Here is a 15,732-nt window from a genome sequence, read left to right as displayed (position 1 = left end):
GCAGCAGCCCGCCTCAGTTGAGCGGCGGCGCGGCGACGCGAGGGACGAGGATCGAGAACTCGCAACCGGACGCGGTGTTGTGCACGTCCACCGAGCCGCCGTGCGCCTCGACGATCCCTTTCGTGATCGCCAGCCCGAGGCCGACACTGCCCGGGCTCGTCGTGTCGTGGGTGCGCGCGCGCTCGGCGCGGTAGCCCACGTCGAACAGCCGGGTCAGCACGTCGGCGGCGATGCCGCCGCACTGATCGCCGACGGTGACGCGGACGCAGCCGGTGGTGCCGCCGCGGGACACCGCATCGCTGACACCGATCTCGACGCAGCCTCGCACCGGTGTGTGACGGATCGCGTTCGCGATCACGTTGCCGATCGCGCGATCGAGCTCGCCGGCGTTGCCCATGACCACGCCCGTCGTGGCGATGAGCGTCCGGAGCTGGATCTCGCGCGCCCCTGCCAGCGGGTCGAGCCCGGCGATGCAGTCCGAGACGATGTCGGCGAGCGAGAGCACGTCGGACGGCACGGGCAGCGCGCCCGCCTGGATCCGCGACAGGTCGAAGAGGTCGTCGACCATGCTGCCGAGACGGTTGACGGACAGCCCGATCTGCTTGTAGTAGGCGTCCGGGTCGTCCGCCACGCGATCCTCGAGGGCCTCGGCCATCGCGCGAAGCCCGGCGATCGGGGTGCGCAGGTCGTGACTCACCCAGGCGACGAGCTCACGTCGTGAGCGTTCGAGCAGCGCTTCCCGCTCGCGTGCTTCGGCCAGCTCGATCGCGGCTCGGTGCAGGGCGGTGCGGGCGTCGTGCAGTTCGGTGACGCGGCGCTGGGCCGGCCGTGCGGGCACCCGACCCTCGCGGACGTCGGCGAGCGCCAGATGCAGGGCGCGGCTGTCACGTTGCAGCTGCCGCGCGGCGATACCTGCCGCCACTGCGGCGGCGCCCGCGGCGATCAGGGCGACCAGCAGCACCGCCGGCGTACTGACCGCCGGCAGCAGCATCGTCCGTACGCCCCCGACGAAGGCGCCGATGGCGGCCGCGACCGCGGTGAACGAGACGGAGATCGACAACCCCAGGAAGCGGTGCCGGACGGGCAGCGTCACCAGCCACATCGCGATCGCCGCGACCGCCGCGTACAGCAGGGTCGCCAGACCGTGCCCGACGGTGAGGTTCACGGTGCCTCCAGCAGGTAACCGACGCCCCAGACGGTCTGGATCAAGGTCGGGTTGGTCGGGTCGTCCTCCACCTTCTCCCGGAGGCGACGCACGTGCACGGTGACCGTCGACTGGTCGCCGTAGGTCCAACCCCACACCGCGCGCATGAGCTCCGACCGACGGAACGCCACACGGGGATGGGTGATCAGGAAGGCGAGCAGCTCGAACTCCCGCACGGTCAGCACGAGCTCGACGCCGTGCCGGAAGGCGCGGCGCCCGGCGAGGTCGACGGTCACCGCGCCCGCCGTCACCGGCGGGCCGCCGGGCGCGATGCGCGACGCGGCACGGCGCAGCACCGACTCCACACGCAGCACGAGCTCCCGCGGCGAGAACGGCTTGGCGACGTAGTCGTCGGCGCCGCACTCGAGCCCCAGGATCCGTTCCTCGGGCTCGCCCCTGGCGGTGAGCATGACGATGGGCAGTCGCCGATCGTCCGCCCGGACGCGACGACACACCTCCAGGCCGTCCATCCCGGGCAGCATGACGTCGAGGATCACCAGGTCGGGCGGGCGCCACGACAGCAGCTCGTAGGCCACGCGCCCGTCCGCGATCACCTCGGCCGTGTGGCCGTTGCGCTCGAGGTAGGTCGCGACGACCCGGCTGATGGTCGTGTCGTCCTCGACGACGAGCACGCTGGCCACACCGCCGAGCGTATGGAGCCCCTCGCGCGTGCGCCGCGCGTGCGCACCGGCTTCATCGCTTCGTAAGAAGTCGCAGGACGGCCCGCCCCTAGCGTCGGCGGGGTGGAACTCGACGTCGTCCTGCCGTGCTGGAACGAGGTTGCCGCACTGCCCTGGGTGCTGGGTCGGTTCGGCGGCTCGCTGCGCGCGATCGTCGTCGACAACAACTCGAACGACGGCTCGGGCGAGCTCGCCCGATCGCTCGGGGCGACGGTGGTCGAGTGCGCCCAGCAGGGGTACGGCGCCGCCTGCCACGCCGGGCTGCTCGCCGCGACGGCCGACATCGTCGCCTTCTGCGACTGCGATGCCACGCTCGACCCGCGCGATGCACCGCAACTGGCCGCGATGCTCGCGCCGGCGGCGGGCGCCCCTGGCGCCGACCTCGTCATCGGCCGCCGCGTCGGCTCACAGCGCGGCGCCTTCCCGGTCGGGGCCCGCATCGCGAACCGCGAGCTCGCGCGGCAGGTGCGCGCCCGCACCGGGCTCACCCGGTTGCGTGACGTGGGCCCGCTGCGGGTCGCGCGACGCCGCGACCTGCTCGACCTCGACGTTCGTGACCGGCGCAGCGGGTACCCGGTGCAGACGGTGGTGCGCGCCGCCGACGAAGGCTGGCGCATCGTCCAGGCGGATGTGTCGTACCACCCGCGGCGCGGCAGTTCGAAGGTGACCGGTACCGCCCGTGGCGCCCTCACCGCCGTGCGCGACGCCCGCCGGGCGCTCGCGTCGTGAGCGCCCGGCCGTCGACCGTCATCGTCCTCGCCAAGCGGCCGGTGCCGGGACGCGTCAAGACGCGACTGACACCGCCGTTCACCAGCGACCAGGCGGCGGCGCTCGCCGCCGCGGCGCTGACCGACACGTTGGACGCGATCGAACGGGCGCGACCGCGGCGGCGGCTGCTCGCCTTCGACGGTGCCGAGGACGGCTGGCTGCGGCCGGGCTGGCGGCTGGCGCGTCAACCGTCCGGCGACCTCGACGTCCGGCTCGTCGCCGCCTTCGACGCGGTGCCGGCGGCGCCCGCGCTGCTCGTGGGCATGGACACGCCGCAGCTCACGCCCGCACACATCGCGGCGTTCGACCACGGGGCCGCGGACGCCTGCCTGGGGCTCGCGGTCGACGGCGGCTACTGGGCCATCGGGTTCCGCGACCCGAGGGTGGCCCGCGCCGCCGTCACCGGGGTGCCGATGTCGCGCTCGGACACCGGCAGCACGCAGTTGCGTCGCTTGCACGACCTGGGCCTGCGCGTGCAGTTGCTCGACGTGCTCGCCGACGTCGACACCGCGCCCACCGCGCGCGCCGTCGCCGACCTCGCCCCGCACACCGGGTTCGCCGCGACGCTCACCGCGCTCGACGCCGTCCGGGTCGCGTGATGCAGGCGCAGGCGTTGGCGGTCTACGAGCACGCGCTGGTCAGCGCGGGCGAGTTGACGATGAGCACGGCCGACGGACGGTCGCTCGACATGGACGTCGCCCGCTGGCTCGGTGCACCCGACGCCGCGGATCGCAGCGTGCTCGACCGCTGCCGCGGCGCGTCGCTCGACGTCGGCTGCGGCCCGGGGCGCTTCGTCATCGCACTGGCGCGCCGCGGCCACCTGGTGCTCGGCGTGGACATCGCGCACGCCGCCATCGACATCTCCCTGCGCGGCGGCGGGTTGGCGCTGCGGCGCGACGTCTTCGCGACGCTGCCCCTCGAGGGGCGCTGGGACACCGTCCTGCTCATGGACGGCAACGTGGGGATCAACGGCGACCCGGGCCGGCTGCTGCGCCGGTTGCGGGACGTGCTCGCCCCCGACGGGCAGCTGCTGATCGAGACCGCACCCGACCTCGAGGGGATGGAGCAGTTCACCGCGCGGTTGCACGGTCGGGCCGGGGCCGGTGAGCGGTTCGCGTGGGCCCGCGTCGGGACTGCCGCCGCCGTCATGCTCGCCCAGGAGACCGGCTACTCGTCCGCCGACTCGTGGCGGGTGGACGGTCGCGCGTTCGTCGCCGTCTCCCGCTGACCTCGCCGACCACGCAGGCTTTCCACGGTGTAACCCAGGATTGCAACACCTGTTGCGACGACGGCGAGCAGCGCGAGGTTCGCGAGGTAGTCCTGGTCGTCCAGCGCCTTGACCGCGGGCTGACTGCCCCGCCGGACGATGAGCGGCAGGGCGACAGCAGCCATGAGCCCGATCCAGACCAGCGCGAACTGCACCGAGCGCAGTCCCCTGGTCGGCAGCACGCGCGCGAGCAACCCACCGAGGCCGAGCGTCAGGGGTGCGATCACGCCGTCGTGCACGATCAGCGCACCGGCGAGCCAGACCAGCAACCACAACGGTTGTGACGCCGTGACGTCGGCGAGCAGTCGGATGACGCCGTACACGGCGAGCCCGCCACCGGCGACGGCGAGCAGCACACGCAGCGGCATCAGAGCACCTCGATGTCGGTGATCCACTTGGTGTTGAGCACGCCTGCGCGGTCGGGCGCGATGAGGCGCACCGGGTAACCGTGGTCCATCGTGAGTCGGTCTCCGTTGAGGTGGGTCGCGAGCAGGGCATGCGCGAGTTGCGGTCCGTCGACGATCGACGTGCGGTACGAGCCCGACCGTTCGAGGGAGGTCACGCGGACGGCGGAGTCGGCCGTGCCACCGACCGCACGGACGAGGTCGAGCAGGCGCGGTCCGGTCCATGTCGCCGAGACGCTCCAGCCCTCGACACAGGCCATCGGCAGCACGCGTGTCGTCGCCGGCAGCGCCTCGAACCGGGCGAGGGTGTACTCCGCCCGGGTGCGCCCGCGCACGGTGAGCCGCCATGACGGGTCGGCCGCGGCGTCCAGCACGCCGGCCTGGGCGGCGGTCTTGTTGATCGGCACGCCGGACGGTCCACGTTCAGGACGTCGCGGCGCCAGCAAGGCCACCCCCCGCAGGGGCGACACGGTCTGACCGGCCGTGGTGAGCACGACCGTGCCGGTCGCCATGCCGACTGCGACGAGCAGGCCGCGTCTGCCGATCCCCTGCGCCGGCGACTCGAGCGGGGTCACTTCGGCCGCGAGCGGCGCGGCGAGCGCCTCGCGGATCACCGGCAGTTGCACGGCGATGTGCACGAGCAGCGCGCCGATCGCGACGAAGGCGAGCTCGCGATGGACGAGGACGAAGTCCCACTGCCACGGATACCACTCGACGACGTCGAGGAAGCCGGTGGTCAGTTGCAGCAGGCTCGTGGCGACGAGGACGGCGACCGACGCCCGCTCGAGCGCGTGGACGACGTTGCGCACCGGCGGCCAGACGAACAGGCGCGGGTAGACCGTCCACAGCTTGACGAGCAGCAACGGGATCGCCGCGATGCCGGTGATGACGTGCACGCCCTGCGTCAGCCGGTAGCCCCAGACCGGCGTCGCCGGTTCGGGCAGCCACGACCACGGTCGGTACTGGTAGCGGCTCAGCAGCCCGGTGACGAAGCAGATGCCGAAGCAGATGCCGAGCACTCGCCCGACCCGCGCCGCCACGGCCGGCGTGTGCGCCGGGTTGCGGAAGCGCGGCCAGAGCGCGGGCGGCTGTTCCGGCAGTCGGGGCTTCGGCAGGCTCGTCAGCGCGGAGCGGATCCTCACGCTGCCGAGTGTTCCGGCGGCGTCCCGCGGCAATCCTTACGAGCCTCGGAACTCACCCGAAGGCGGTGAGGGTGCCGTTCGAGGTGCCGATGTAGAGCGTGCCGTCGGCGCCGAGTGCGGGGTAGTCGTCGACCGCCCCGTCCACCTGTGCCTGCCACATCGGTTGCCCCGACGCCGTGACGCCATAGACGTTCCCCCCGGTCGTGGCCCAGTAGATCGAGCCGTGGGCGTCGACGATCGGCTCGCTCCAGATCGAGTCGTGCGACCGGGTGTGCGGTTGCAGCAGGTGCACGAGCCGCCCGGTCGTGGTGTCGACCACGCGCAGCCGCGCGCTGTTGTCACCGTAGTAGGCGAGCCCGTCCGAGCGGGCGATCGCCGACGAGTACGTGTTGTCGCCGATCGGCAGCCGCCACGCGACCATGCCGTCGGCGCGGATGCCGTACTCGTCGGCGTTGTTCGTCCCGAGCACGACGGTGCCGTCGGGCGCGACCGGGTTCGACACCTCGACCTGCTTCGCCGTGTGGAAGCGCCAGACGACGCTGCCGTGCGGGCCGAGGTCGCGCACGGCGATGAGGTCGTTGTCGGAACCGGTGTAGACGGTGCCGTCGGGCGCGATGCTCGGGCTCGAGAAGTCGGTGCCGCCGAAGGACACCGTCCAGACGAGCCGGTGCGAGTTCGGCAGCACCTCGAGCGCCGAGAGCTGCCCGGCCATGTCGGCGACGTAGACGCGGTGCGCGCCGCCGATCGCGGGCGAGAGCACCTGGCCGTCGAACCGCTGCGTCCAGAGGAGCCTGCCGGACGCGGAGAGGGCGTACAGCGTGTCGTGCGGGCCGGGCCAGAGGATCTCGCCGTCGGCGAGCACGGCCGGGCTCGTCGACAGATCACCGGTGCCGTAGCTGCCGCCGGCCGCGTACGACCAGCGCACGCTGCCGTCGCGCGGGTCGAGGGCCGAGAGGGTGCCGGTGTCGACCGCGACGAGCACCGAGCCGTCGATGCCGATCACCGGCCCGGGCGTGATCGGGCCCCCGAGCCGTTTCGTCCAGCGGACATGCGCAGTCGCGGGTCCGACGGCGGTGGTCGCCGACGAGTACCGGGCGTCGTGACCGGCTTCGGGCCACGCGCTCGCGGGCGGCGGCAGGGTGCCGACCCCGGGCAGTCCGGCACTGATCGGGCCACTGGCCCGTTGGAGGCCGACGGGGGTGTCGCTGCTGCAGGCGCTCAGCACGAGCAGGGACGACGCGGCGGCCGCGAGCAGCGGCAGCAGGCGGGTACAACGCATGTGGAGGAACATTGGGCCGACGCTAGGGCGGCTGCCCGGACGCAATTGTTACGAACTTCGGACGGACGCGGTCGCCCCGCGCCGCAGCGGCCCTCGAGCCGGTACGAAGGATCCGTGACCACGCGGCCGACATGCACGTCCTGCTGACCGGCGGGGCCGGCTTCATCGGCCGTCACGTCCTCGCATCCCTGACGGCGAGCGGCCACGAGGTCCGTGTGCTGGACTCGCTGCGACCGGACGTCCATCGCGACGGCCGCACCGGCGGACGCGGCCTGCCCGACCTCCGTGTCGCCGACGTCCGCGACCGCGGCGCGGTGGACGCCGCGCTCGACGGTGTCGACGCGGTCGTGCACCTCGCGGCCAAGGTCGGGCTCGGTGTCGCCATCGACGACCTGCCGGACTACGCCGACTCGAACGTCCACGGCACCGCGGTGCTGCTCGCCGCGATGGCGCAGGCCGGCGTCCGGCGGCTGGTGCAGGCGAGTTCGATGGTCGTCTACGGCGAGGGACTGGCTCGCTGCGCCGAGCACGGGGCTGTCCGCCCGGCGCCGCGTCGCGAGACGGACCTGGCGGCCGGCCGGTTCGAACCGCCCTGCCCGCACTGCGGGCGGTTCCTCGAACCCGCGCTCGTGACCGAGGACGCCGTCACCGACCCGCGCAACGCCTACGCGGTCAGCAAGCTCGGTCAGGAACAGCTCGCCGAGGTCTGGTCACGCACGACAGGGTCGGCCGTGACGTCGCTGCGCTACCACAACGTGTACGGACCCGGTCTGCCACGCGACACCCCGTACGCCGGCGTGGCCGCGATCTTCCTCTCGTCCCTGCGACGGGGCGAACCGCCGCGCGTGCACGAGGACGGGGCCCAGCGGCGCGACTTCGTCCACGTCAGGGACGTCGCCGCAGCCACGGTCGCCGCACTCGACCACCAGGGCGACGGCGCGCAGGTGTTCAACATCGGCTCGGGCACGCCGCGCACCGTGGGCGACCTGGCCCTGGCGCTGAGCAGCGCCGTGCACGGCCCGGAGCCGGTCGTCACGGGCGACTACCGGCTCGGCGACGTGCGGCACGTGACAGCCGACTCGACCCGTGCGCGCACCGCGCTCGCCTGGGAGGCCCGCGTCGGGTTCGCCGAGGGCGTCGGCGAACTCGCGCATGACTGAGACCGCCGAGCCGACACGAGCCCGACCGGTGTCGGCGTCCGCGCTCGTCGGCGGCCTGCTCGCCGCCGACGCCGTGCTGACCGGCGTGCTGCTGCGCGTTCCGCAGCACAGGTGGACGCCGATCGTGCTCACGGTCGCCGCCCTCGTCCTGTACGCGGGCCTGCTCGTGGTGCTGGCCCGCGCACGGGTCGCCACCACAGCGGCCGTCGCGCGCGCGACCGTGCTCGGCGGCGCGGCCCTGCAACTGCTCGCGATCACCGGACGCCTCAGCACCTCCGACGACGTCTACCGCTACATCTGGGACGGGCTCGTCCAGTTCCACGGCGTCGACCCCTACCGGTACGCGCCGGCAGCGGCACAGCTGCGATCGCTGCGGATCGACCTCCTGTTCGGACCGCACTCCGCCTGCACCTGGACGATCCCGGACGGCTGCACCGCGATCAACCGCCCGCTCGTGCACACCGTCTATCCCCCGGTCGGCCAGGGCATCTTCGATCTCGTCCGGCTGCTGTCCTTCGGCGGCCACGGCGGGGTGCTGCCGTTCCAGGTCGCGGCGGCGCTCGGGACGACGCTCGTGTCCGTGCTGATCGCGCGCGAAGCGGTTCGCCTTTCATGGCCCGCATGGCGGCTGGCCGCGTGGGCCTGGTGCCCGCTCGTCGTCATCGAGTACGGCAACAACGCCCACGTCGACTGGGCGGCGAGCCTGTGCTCGGTGTGCGGCCTGCTCAGCGCCCGCCGCGGGCGCCCCGTCCACACCGGGCTGTGGGTGGGCGCCGCGGTCGCGACCAAGCTCTACCCCGCGCTGCTGCTGCCGGCGCTGCTGCGCAGACATCCGGGCCGCGTGTTGGGCGCCGCGGCCGCCGTCGGTGTGCTCGGCTACCTGCCGCACGTCGCCGCGGTGGGGTCGCAGGTCATCGGCTACCTACCGGGGTATTTGCACGAGGAGGGCTACGCGTCCGGCTCGCGGCTGCGGCTGCTCGGCGCGGTGCTGCCGCACCCGGTCGACACGGCGGTCGGCGCGCTGGCTCTGGTGGCCGCCGCGGCCTGGTCGTGGCGGCGTTCCCGCGTGGCGCCACCCGAGGTGGTCGCTGCAGACCTGTTCGGCGTCGCCCTGCTGGTGGCCACGCCGTCCTACGGCTGGTACGGCGGCCTGCTCGTGGCGCTGGTCGCGATGTCGGGGCGGTGGCAGTGGCTGCCGGTCGCCGTCGCGCCGATGCTGGCGTACGTCACCCGGCCCACGTCGCTGCCGGCGGGCGCCATCTTCCTGACCGCCGCGCTCGCCACCGCGGCGCTGCTGCTCACGGTCCGACGCGCCGACGGTCGCGTCGGCGTCGACACCCCCGAGGGCGACCACGTCCGGTCATGAACGACGCCGGTCCGCCGGAGGCGCATACTGGACAGGTCGTCACCGGTCTGGTTGCGGCCGGTCGCGTGGCAGACGGCCTCCATCACGAGCGCCGGAGCGTCCACCGTGCAGCAACCCTCCACCGTCCCGACCGAGCACGACATCAGCTACTTCACGACCGCGGTCTCCCCGACGGCGCCGGACACGATTCGGTTGCACGGCGAGCTCGACTTCGCCAGCGTCCCGGCCCTGTCGGCGGTCCTCGACGACGCGTTGTCCCGCGACGATGCCGTCGTGCGCATCGACGTCGGCGGGCTCACCTTCTGCGACAGCTCGGGCGCGCACGCCCTGGCGGGGTTCCGCCGCGTGCTGCACACCCGCGGACGCCGACTGCAGGTCGAGGCCGCCGACGCCCGTCTGCGACGCGTCTTCCGTCTGACCCGCACGGCCGAGCTGCTCGAGGCCGGCTGATCCTCCCGACGCGGCGCTTGGCGCCGACTATGTCAGCTGTCATGATGCGCGCATGACCGCACCGATCGGCTTCCTCGGGCTCGGGCACATGGGTCGGCCGATGGTCGACCGGCTGCTCGCGGGCGGCGTGCCGCTGGTCGTCTGGAGCCGCACCCGGTCGAACACCGCCGCCGCGGCGGCCGCCGGTGCCGAGGTCGCGGCGTCGGTCGACGACGTCGTCGGCCGCTGCCGCACGGTGCTGCTGATGCTCGCCGACGACCACGCCGTCGACGAGGTGCTCGGACGCGGCACCCCAGCCTTCGCCGCCAGGGCGCGCGGGCACACGCTGGTGTTCATGGGCACGACGATGCCGGCGCACGCCGAACGTCTCGCAGCCGACGTCACGGCCGCGGGCGGTGTCTACGTCGAGGCGCCGGTCTCCGGGTCGACCGTGCCGGCCCAGCGCGGCGAACTCGTCGCGATGCGGGCCGGGCCGCCCGACGAGGTCGGCGGGCTCACCGAGGTGCTGCGTCCCATGTGCCGCCGCTCGTTCACCTGCGGCACGGTGCCCGGCGACGCGCTGCGCATGAAACTCGCCGTCAACGACTACCTCGTCGTCACCGTCGCCGCGCTCGCCGAGGCCGCGCACTTCGCCGCCGAGCACGGGCTCGACCTCGCCACCTTCGTCGACATCGTCGACTCAGGGCAGCTGGGCAGCCCGATCGCCGCCGTCAAGGGTGCGAAGCTGCGCGATCGCGAGTTCGCCGCGCAGGCCGCCATCGACGACGTCCACAAGAACAGCTCGTTCGTCGTCCGGGCAGCGCGCGAGCACGGCATCGCCGCCCCCCTCGCAGCCGTCGCCGACCGGCTCTATGCCGAGACCAGCGCGCTCGGGTTCGGCGGCGAGGACATGGCCGCGGTCGTCCGCGCGCTGGAGCAGCGGACGGCGCAGTCGCGGCGTGGCGACGCCGGACAGCACACCGACGATGACGACGGCGCCGCAGAGCAGTTCGACGGAGTCGGCGCGCTCGCCGAGCAGCAGCCATGAGCTGGTGAGCCCGAAGACCGGCACGAGCATCGAGAACGGCGCGACCACGCCTGCGGGGTGACGGCTCATCAGCGACGTCCAGGCACCCGACCCGAACACGGTGGCGACCACCACGACGTAGAGCAGCGCGGCACACGCGCGCGGCCCGCTGCCACTGCCGAGCGTCGCGATCGCGTGCCACTGCGCGGGCGGACCCTCGACGAGCACCGACAGCAGGAACATCGGCACGGGCGGCACGACCGACATCCAGAGGGTCAGGTGCAGCGGCTTCGGCGGCCGGGCCTGCCGGCTGGCGAGGTTGCCGAACGCCCAGCCGAGACCACCGCACAGCGTCAGCACCAGCGGCACCAGGCCGGCGTGCAGCGAGCGGTGCAGGGCGATGCCGATCAGCCCGGCGGCGGCGACGGCCACGCCGATCACCTGGCGGCGGCTGAGCCGCTCGCGCAGCAGCACCGCACCCAGGACGACGGTGAACGGGGCCGACGACTGCAGCACCAGCGAGGCGAGTCCGCTGGGCATGCCGTGCTGCATGCCGAGGTAGAGGAAGGCGAACTGCAGGATGCCGAAGCCGATGCCGTAGCCGACGAGCCACCGCAGCGGCACCGCCGGACGCGGCACCAGCAGCATCGTCGGCACGGCGAGCAGGGCGAACCGCACGGCCACCAGGAACAGTGGCGGGAAGTGTTCGAGCGCCACGTGCGTCGCGGGGAAGTTGACGCCCCAGCACGCGGCGACGGCCACGGCGAGCAGGCGATCGCGCAGGTTCACGCGTTCAGGATCGATCCGGGCATGCTGTAGCACCAGCGAATACTTCTTCATTCTCGTTGTAGCGTCGCTACATGGATGCGCATCAGCTGGCCGTGCTGCGCGAGGTCGCCGAGCAGGGCAGCGTCACCGGTGCCGCCAAGGCGCTGCACTGCACGCCGTCGGCCGTCTCGCAGCAGCTCAAGGCGCTCGAGACGAGCGTCGGCACACCTCTCGTCGAGCGGGTCGGCCGCGGTATCCGGGTCACGCCAGCGGGCCACGAACTCGCCCGCAGTGCCGTCGAGGTGGCCGTCGCGCTCGAACGCGCTGCCGCAGCAGTCACCCGGTTCGCCCGGAGGCCCACCGGCACCGTCCGCATCGCTGCGTTCCAGAGCGCCGGGAAGATGTTCCTGCCCGCCCTGCTCACCGCTGTGGCCGCCGACGACGGCATCGAGCTGGTCTGCGGTGAGGAGGACGTCGCGCAGACCGACTTCGTGCCGCTCACGGGCGAGTACGACATCGTGCTCGGCCACCGTCCCGACCGCGGCTACACCTGGGGCGGCGCGGGCGTGCGCGTCGTGCACCTGCTGCGCGAGCCGCTCGACATCGCCCTGCCGCCGGGTCACCCGCTCGCCGGGCGCCGCACCCTGCGTCCCGCCGACCTCGCCGGCGAACCGTGGATCACCGTGCGCGACGAGTTCCCCGTCGCCGACGTCGTGCGAACGATCGCCGAGCGGTCGGGCGCGCCGCTGTCCGTCCGCCACCGCATCAACGACTTCGACGTCACCGAGGCGCTCGTGGCCGCCGGGCACGGCATCGCCCTGCTGCCCCGCTACACGGCCGACCACCGGGGCGGCACCCGCTTCGCCCTGCGGCCGCTCGAGGGCGTGCGGGCCGGCCGCGAGATCGACGCGCTGGTGCGTGCCGACCGTGCCGAGCGGGTCGTCGTCACCAGGGTGCTGCGCCATCTGCGCGCCGTCGCCCGCAGTATCGTCGCCGACTTCCGGCCGGGCTGACTGCAGCGCGGCGTGGGGGTCAGCGCGGGTCGAGCAGCTTGCGGCGCAGGGCCGCGGCGTCGTCGTCGGTCCAGCCGTGCTCGCGCAACCAGGCCGGGACGCCGCCGTGGAGGTGGTCCATCGCGTCGAGCCAGCGGTGCATCGTCTGCGGCTTGGGCGCGTGCCGGTCGATGTCGCTCTGGGCGATGTCCTCGGCGTACGTGCGCGAGCCGGCGAGCCGGGCGAAGATCGCGCGGATCCGCTCGGCCGAGCGGGCGTAGTCGGCCGCGATCTCGTCCCGCGGCACCCCGACCTCGGCGAGCGCGAGGGCGATCACGGTGCCGGTGCGGTCCTTGCCCGCGGCGCAGTGCACGATCGTCGCGCCCTCGCTGTGGGCGACGAGCCGCAGCGCCGCGAGGATCGAGTCGGCCCGGTCGTCCAGGTACCGCAGATAGATCCCGGACGCGCCACGCCGTTCGGCCTCGTCGGGCGTCTCGTCGAGCTGCGCGTCGCGCTGCTGCCACGGCAGCACGACCGGCGCATCGTCATCGTCATCGTCATCCGCGGCCGCGTCGGTGTTGTGTCCCGACTCGGGGAACAGCGACAGGTGCTCGATGCACACGAGCGGCTCGCGCGTCATCGGGCCGGGGCCCTCGGCGGCGACCTCGACGTCGCTCCGCAGGTCGGCGACGGCGCGGACCCCGTGCTCGTCGACGAGCCGGCGCACGTCGCGCTCGGACAGGCCCTGCAGGTTGTCGGCGCGGATGAGCCGGTCGTCGGCGATACGGCCGCCGTCCGCAGTGGGCGTGCCGCCCAGGTCACGCACGTTCGCCGCGCCGTCCAGCTCGATCCAGCGCACGTCGTTCACGAGGTCCATCACCCCACTCAAGCACGAAGGCCCGTCCCACAGGGGACGGGCCTTCGACGCTGGGATGAACGACTCAGAACGCTGCCTCGGGCAGGTCCATGATCGAGTTGTCGGTCGTCTCGGCGACGAGCTTGCGGGCGGCGAGCTCCGGCAGCACCGTCTGCGCGAAGAACCGGGCGACGGCCGGCTTGCCCTCGTAGAAGGCACGGTCGGCGGCCGACAGGCCGTTCTCGTCGAGACGCTTGAGCGCGACCGCGGCCTGGCGCAGCAGCAGGTACCCGACCATGAGGTCACCGGCCGACAGCAGCAGGCGGGTGGTGTTCAGGCCGACCTTGTAGACGTTGCGCACGTCCTCCTGGCCGCTCATCAGCTGGCCGAACATCGCCGCGACGATGCCGCCGAAGTCGTCGACCGCCTTCTTGAGCGCGGCCGCCTCCTCCTTGAGCCGGCCCTCGTCCGCGAGCGACTCGACGAACTCGGTGATCTCGTTCGACAGCGCACCGAGCGCAGCGCCCTTGTTCTTCACGATCTTGCGGAAGAAGAAGTCCTGACCCTGGATCGCGGTGGTGCCCTCGTACAGCGTGTCGATCTTGGCGTCACGGATGTACTGCTCGAGCGGGTAGTCCTGCAGGTACCCCGAGCCGCCGAAGGTCTGCAGCGCCTGGGCGAGCTGGTCGTACGACCGCTCGGAGCCGGCGCCCTTGACGATCGGCAGCAGCAGGTCGTTGATCGCCTCGGCCAGCTCGGTGTCCTCGCCGGTCGCCTCACCGATGATGATCTTGTCCTGGAAGGACGCGGTGTAGTAGACCAGCGCGCGGAAGCCCTCGGCGTAGGCCTTGTTCAGCATGAGGCTGCGGCGCACGTCCGGGTGGTTGATGATCGTGACGCGCGGGGCGGTCTTGTCCGAGGCCTGGGTCAGGTCGGCCGACTGCACGCGGGTCTTCGCGTACTCGAGCGCGTTGAGGTAGCCGGTCGAGAGCGTCGAGATGGCCTTCGTGCCGACCATCATGCGGGCGTGCTCGATGACCTGGAACATCTGCGCGATGCCGTCGTGCACGTCACCGACGAGCCAGCCCTTGGCCGGGATGTTGTCGATCTCGCCGAAGCGCACCTCGCACGTCGTCGAGGCCTTGAGGCCCATCTTGTGCTCGACGTTGGTGACGAAGACGCCGTTGCGCTCGCCGAGCTCACCGGTCTCGACGTCGAAGTGCCACTCGGGCACGACGAACAGCGAGAGCCCCTTGGTGCCGGGGCCGGCACCCTCGGGACGCGCGAGCACGAGGTGGACGACGTTCTCGACCATGTCGTTGACGGCCGAGGTGATGAAGCGCTTGACGCCCTCGATGTGCCAGCTGCCGTCGGGCTGCTGCACGGCCTTGGTGCGGCCCGCGCCGACGTCCGAACCCGCGTCCGGCTCGGTGAGCACCATCGTCGCGCCCCAGCCGCGGTCGATCATGCGCTGGGCCATCTTCTTCTGCTCGTCGTTGCCGTTCTTCCACAAGATGCCGGCGAACGGCGCGCCCGCCATGTACATGTGGATCGCGGGGTTCGAGCCGAGCACCTGCTCGGCGACGGCCCAGACGAGCGTGCGGGGCACCAGCTGGCCACCGAGCTCGGGGATGGTCTCGAGCCGCCACCACTCGCTGTCGTACAGCGTCTTGAAGGACTTCTTGAAGCCCTCGTTGAGCCGGACGGTGTGGGTGTCCGGGTCGAAGACCGGCGGGTTCCGGTCGGCGTCGGCGAAGGACTCGGCGAGCGGCCCCTCGGCCAGCTTCGCGACCTCCTCGACGATGCCCTTGGCGGTGTCGACGTCGAGGTCGTCGAACGGCTTCGCGCCGAGCACCTTGTCGGTGCCGAGCACCTCGAAGAGGTTGAACTCGATGTCGCGCACGTTGCTCTTGTAGTGGCCCATGTGCTGCGTCTCCCAGCGATCTTGCCCGTGCGCATGGCGCCTCGAGCAGAGGTTACCCGTCAGTAACATCACTGTATTACTCGCCGGTAACCTCCGCAACAAGGACAGCTTCGGCGTGACCGGTGACTCCTCATCGACCGCCCGTCGCGCCGCATGAGGGACCGCCGGTCACCCCGCCGGGCCAGCGGTGTATGGCGATCCTGCGGGCGGACACGCCGCCGCGACCCCCGCACCGTCGCCCCACGCAGCCGGGTCGCGGACGGTGTGTGGCGACCCAGCGGGACGACACGCCGCGCCGGACCCCGCACCGTCGCCACACATCACCCGGGCACCGCCCTGGCAGCGCTGAGCGCTCGCGGTGCTCGGCGCGTCCCGTCGATGTCCGATCGAATCTCGATGTCCCCAGCGACCTCTGACCAACCTTGCGCATCAAGATCCGGCAGACCCCGGGGCGCGACGCGGACGC

14 protein-coding genes and 2 pseudogenes are annotated in these 15,732 nt (G+C 72.6%); 8 read left to right on the top strand and 8 right to left on the bottom strand.

The window, feature by feature from the left end:
• Positions 1 to 13 precede the first annotated feature (13 nt).
• A complete protein-coding gene (locus tag ACTHMS_RS20465) occupies positions 14 to 1,165 on the bottom strand; it encodes a sensor histidine kinase (RefSeq protein ID WP_440308508.1) in 1,152 nt (383 codons plus the stop codon).
• The gene (locus tag ACTHMS_RS20460) at positions 1,162 to 1,845 is read right to left on the bottom strand and encodes a response regulator transcription factor (RefSeq protein ID WP_440308507.1); all 684 of its coding nucleotides are present in this window, start codon (positions 1,843 to 1,845) and stop codon (positions 1,162 to 1,164) included. The genes ACTHMS_RS20465 and ACTHMS_RS20460 overlap by 4 nt, the downstream gene beginning before the upstream one ends.
• 102 nt (positions 1,846 to 1,947) lie before the next feature.
• Here ACTHMS_RS20460 and ACTHMS_RS20455 point away from each other — a divergent pair, with 102 nt between their 5' ends.
• Genes ACTHMS_RS20455 through ACTHMS_RS20445 form a run of 3 tightly spaced genes read left to right on the top strand, consistent with a single transcriptional unit; the run spans position 1,948 to position 3,880 of the window.
• A complete protein-coding gene (locus ACTHMS_RS20455) occupies positions 1,948 to 2,613 on the top strand; it encodes a glycosyltransferase family 2 protein (RefSeq protein WP_440308506.1) in 666 nt (221 codons plus the stop codon).
• Positions 2,610 to 3,251 (top strand): TIGR04282 family arsenosugar biosynthesis glycosyltransferase, encoded by a 642-nt coding sequence (locus tag ACTHMS_RS20450; RefSeq protein WP_440308505.1) that lies wholly within the window; start codon positions 2,610 to 2,612, stop codon positions 3,249 to 3,251. Before ACTHMS_RS20455 ends, ACTHMS_RS20450 begins: the two co-directional genes overlap by 4 nt.
• Positions 3,251 to 3,880 carry a class I SAM-dependent methyltransferase gene (locus ACTHMS_RS20445; RefSeq protein WP_440308504.1) on the top strand — a complete coding sequence of 210 codons (630 nt, stop codon included), beginning with the start codon at positions 3,251 to 3,253 and terminating at the stop codon, positions 3,878 to 3,880. The genes ACTHMS_RS20450 and ACTHMS_RS20445 overlap by 1 nt, the downstream gene beginning before the upstream one ends.
• On the opposite strand, the gene ACTHMS_RS20440 is transcribed toward ACTHMS_RS20445, so the two are convergent.
• From ACTHMS_RS20440 to ACTHMS_RS20430, 3 genes are read right to left on the bottom strand one after another with little or no spacing between them, the layout of a single operon-like run.
• Positions 3,820 to 4,287: a hypothetical protein gene (locus tag ACTHMS_RS20440; RefSeq protein WP_440308503.1), complete on the bottom strand. Its 468-nt coding sequence runs from the start codon at positions 4,285 to 4,287 to the stop codon at positions 3,820 to 3,822. The two genes, ACTHMS_RS20445 and ACTHMS_RS20440, sit on opposite strands and share 61 nt — an antisense overlap.
• On the bottom strand, positions 4,287 to 5,465 hold the full coding sequence (locus tag ACTHMS_RS20435; protein WP_440308502.1) for a molybdopterin-dependent oxidoreductase: 1,179 nt from the start codon (positions 5,463 to 5,465) through the stop codon (positions 4,287 to 4,289). Before ACTHMS_RS20435 ends, ACTHMS_RS20440 begins: the two co-directional genes overlap by 1 nt.
• A gap of 52 nt (positions 5,466 to 5,517) precedes the next feature.
• Complete coding sequence (locus ACTHMS_RS20430) at positions 5,518 to 6,744, bottom strand: outer membrane protein assembly factor BamB family protein (RefSeq protein WP_440308501.1); 1,227 nt, start codon at positions 6,742 to 6,744, stop codon at positions 5,518 to 5,520.
• Between the two features lie 131 nt (positions 6,745 to 6,875).
• On the opposite strand from ACTHMS_RS20430, the gene ACTHMS_RS20425 reads away from it, so the two are divergent.
• The 4 genes and pseudogenes from ACTHMS_RS20425 to ACTHMS_RS20410 all read left to right on the top strand — a co-directional run.
• Entirely contained in the window at positions 6,876 to 7,904 is a 1,029-nt protein-coding gene (locus tag ACTHMS_RS20425) for an NAD-dependent epimerase/dehydratase family protein (RefSeq protein WP_440308500.1), read from the top strand.
• Positions 7,897 to 9,270: a glycosyltransferase 87 family protein gene (locus ACTHMS_RS20420; protein ID WP_440308499.1), complete on the top strand. Its 1,374-nt coding sequence runs from the start codon at positions 7,897 to 7,899 to the stop codon at positions 9,268 to 9,270. The genes ACTHMS_RS20425 and ACTHMS_RS20420 overlap by 8 nt, the downstream gene beginning before the upstream one ends.
• A 105-nt stretch (positions 9,271 to 9,375) precedes the next feature.
• Positions 9,376 to 9,720 (top strand): STAS domain-containing protein, encoded by a 345-nt coding sequence (locus ACTHMS_RS20415; RefSeq protein WP_440308498.1) that lies wholly within the window; start codon positions 9,376 to 9,378, stop codon positions 9,718 to 9,720.
• Between the two features lie 52 nt (positions 9,721 to 9,772).
• A pseudogene (locus ACTHMS_RS20410) lies at positions 9,773 to 10,573 on the top strand (NAD(P)-dependent oxidoreductase); the annotation flags it as partial.
• Between the two features lie 39 nt (positions 10,574 to 10,612).
• Here ACTHMS_RS20410 and ACTHMS_RS20405 read toward each other — a convergent pair.
• Positions 10,613 to 11,515: pseudogene (locus tag ACTHMS_RS20405) on the bottom strand (EamA family transporter); the annotation flags it as partial.
• Between the two features lie 71 nt (positions 11,516 to 11,586).
• On the opposite strand from ACTHMS_RS20405, the gene ACTHMS_RS20400 reads away from it, so the two are divergent.
• Positions 11,587 to 12,507: a LysR family transcriptional regulator gene (locus tag ACTHMS_RS20400; RefSeq protein WP_440308497.1), complete on the top strand. Its 921-nt coding sequence runs from the start codon at positions 11,587 to 11,589 to the stop codon at positions 12,505 to 12,507.
• Positions 12,508 to 12,526: 19 nt separating this feature from the next.
• On the opposite strand, the gene ACTHMS_RS20395 is transcribed toward ACTHMS_RS20400, so the two are convergent.
• The gene (locus ACTHMS_RS20395) at positions 12,527 to 13,363 is read right to left on the bottom strand and encodes a tyrosine-protein phosphatase (RefSeq protein WP_440308496.1); all 837 of its coding nucleotides are present in this window, start codon (positions 13,361 to 13,363) and stop codon (positions 12,527 to 12,529) included.
• A gap of 64 nt (positions 13,364 to 13,427) precedes the next feature.
• On the bottom strand, positions 13,428 to 15,266 hold the full coding sequence (locus ACTHMS_RS20390; protein WP_440308495.1) for an acyl-CoA dehydrogenase: 1,839 nt from the start codon (positions 15,264 to 15,266) through the stop codon (positions 13,428 to 13,430).
• Between the last annotated feature and the right edge of the window lie 466 nt (positions 15,267 to 15,732).

The sequence above is a fragment of the Jatrophihabitans sp. genome (genome assembly GCF_051960575.1).
Lineage (GTDB): Bacteria > Actinomycetota > Actinomycetes > Mycobacteriales > Jatrophihabitantaceae > JBQCEE01.
The sequence above is the reverse complement of the archived record's forward strand: the minus strand, read 5'-3'. Positions and strand labels throughout refer to the sequence as shown.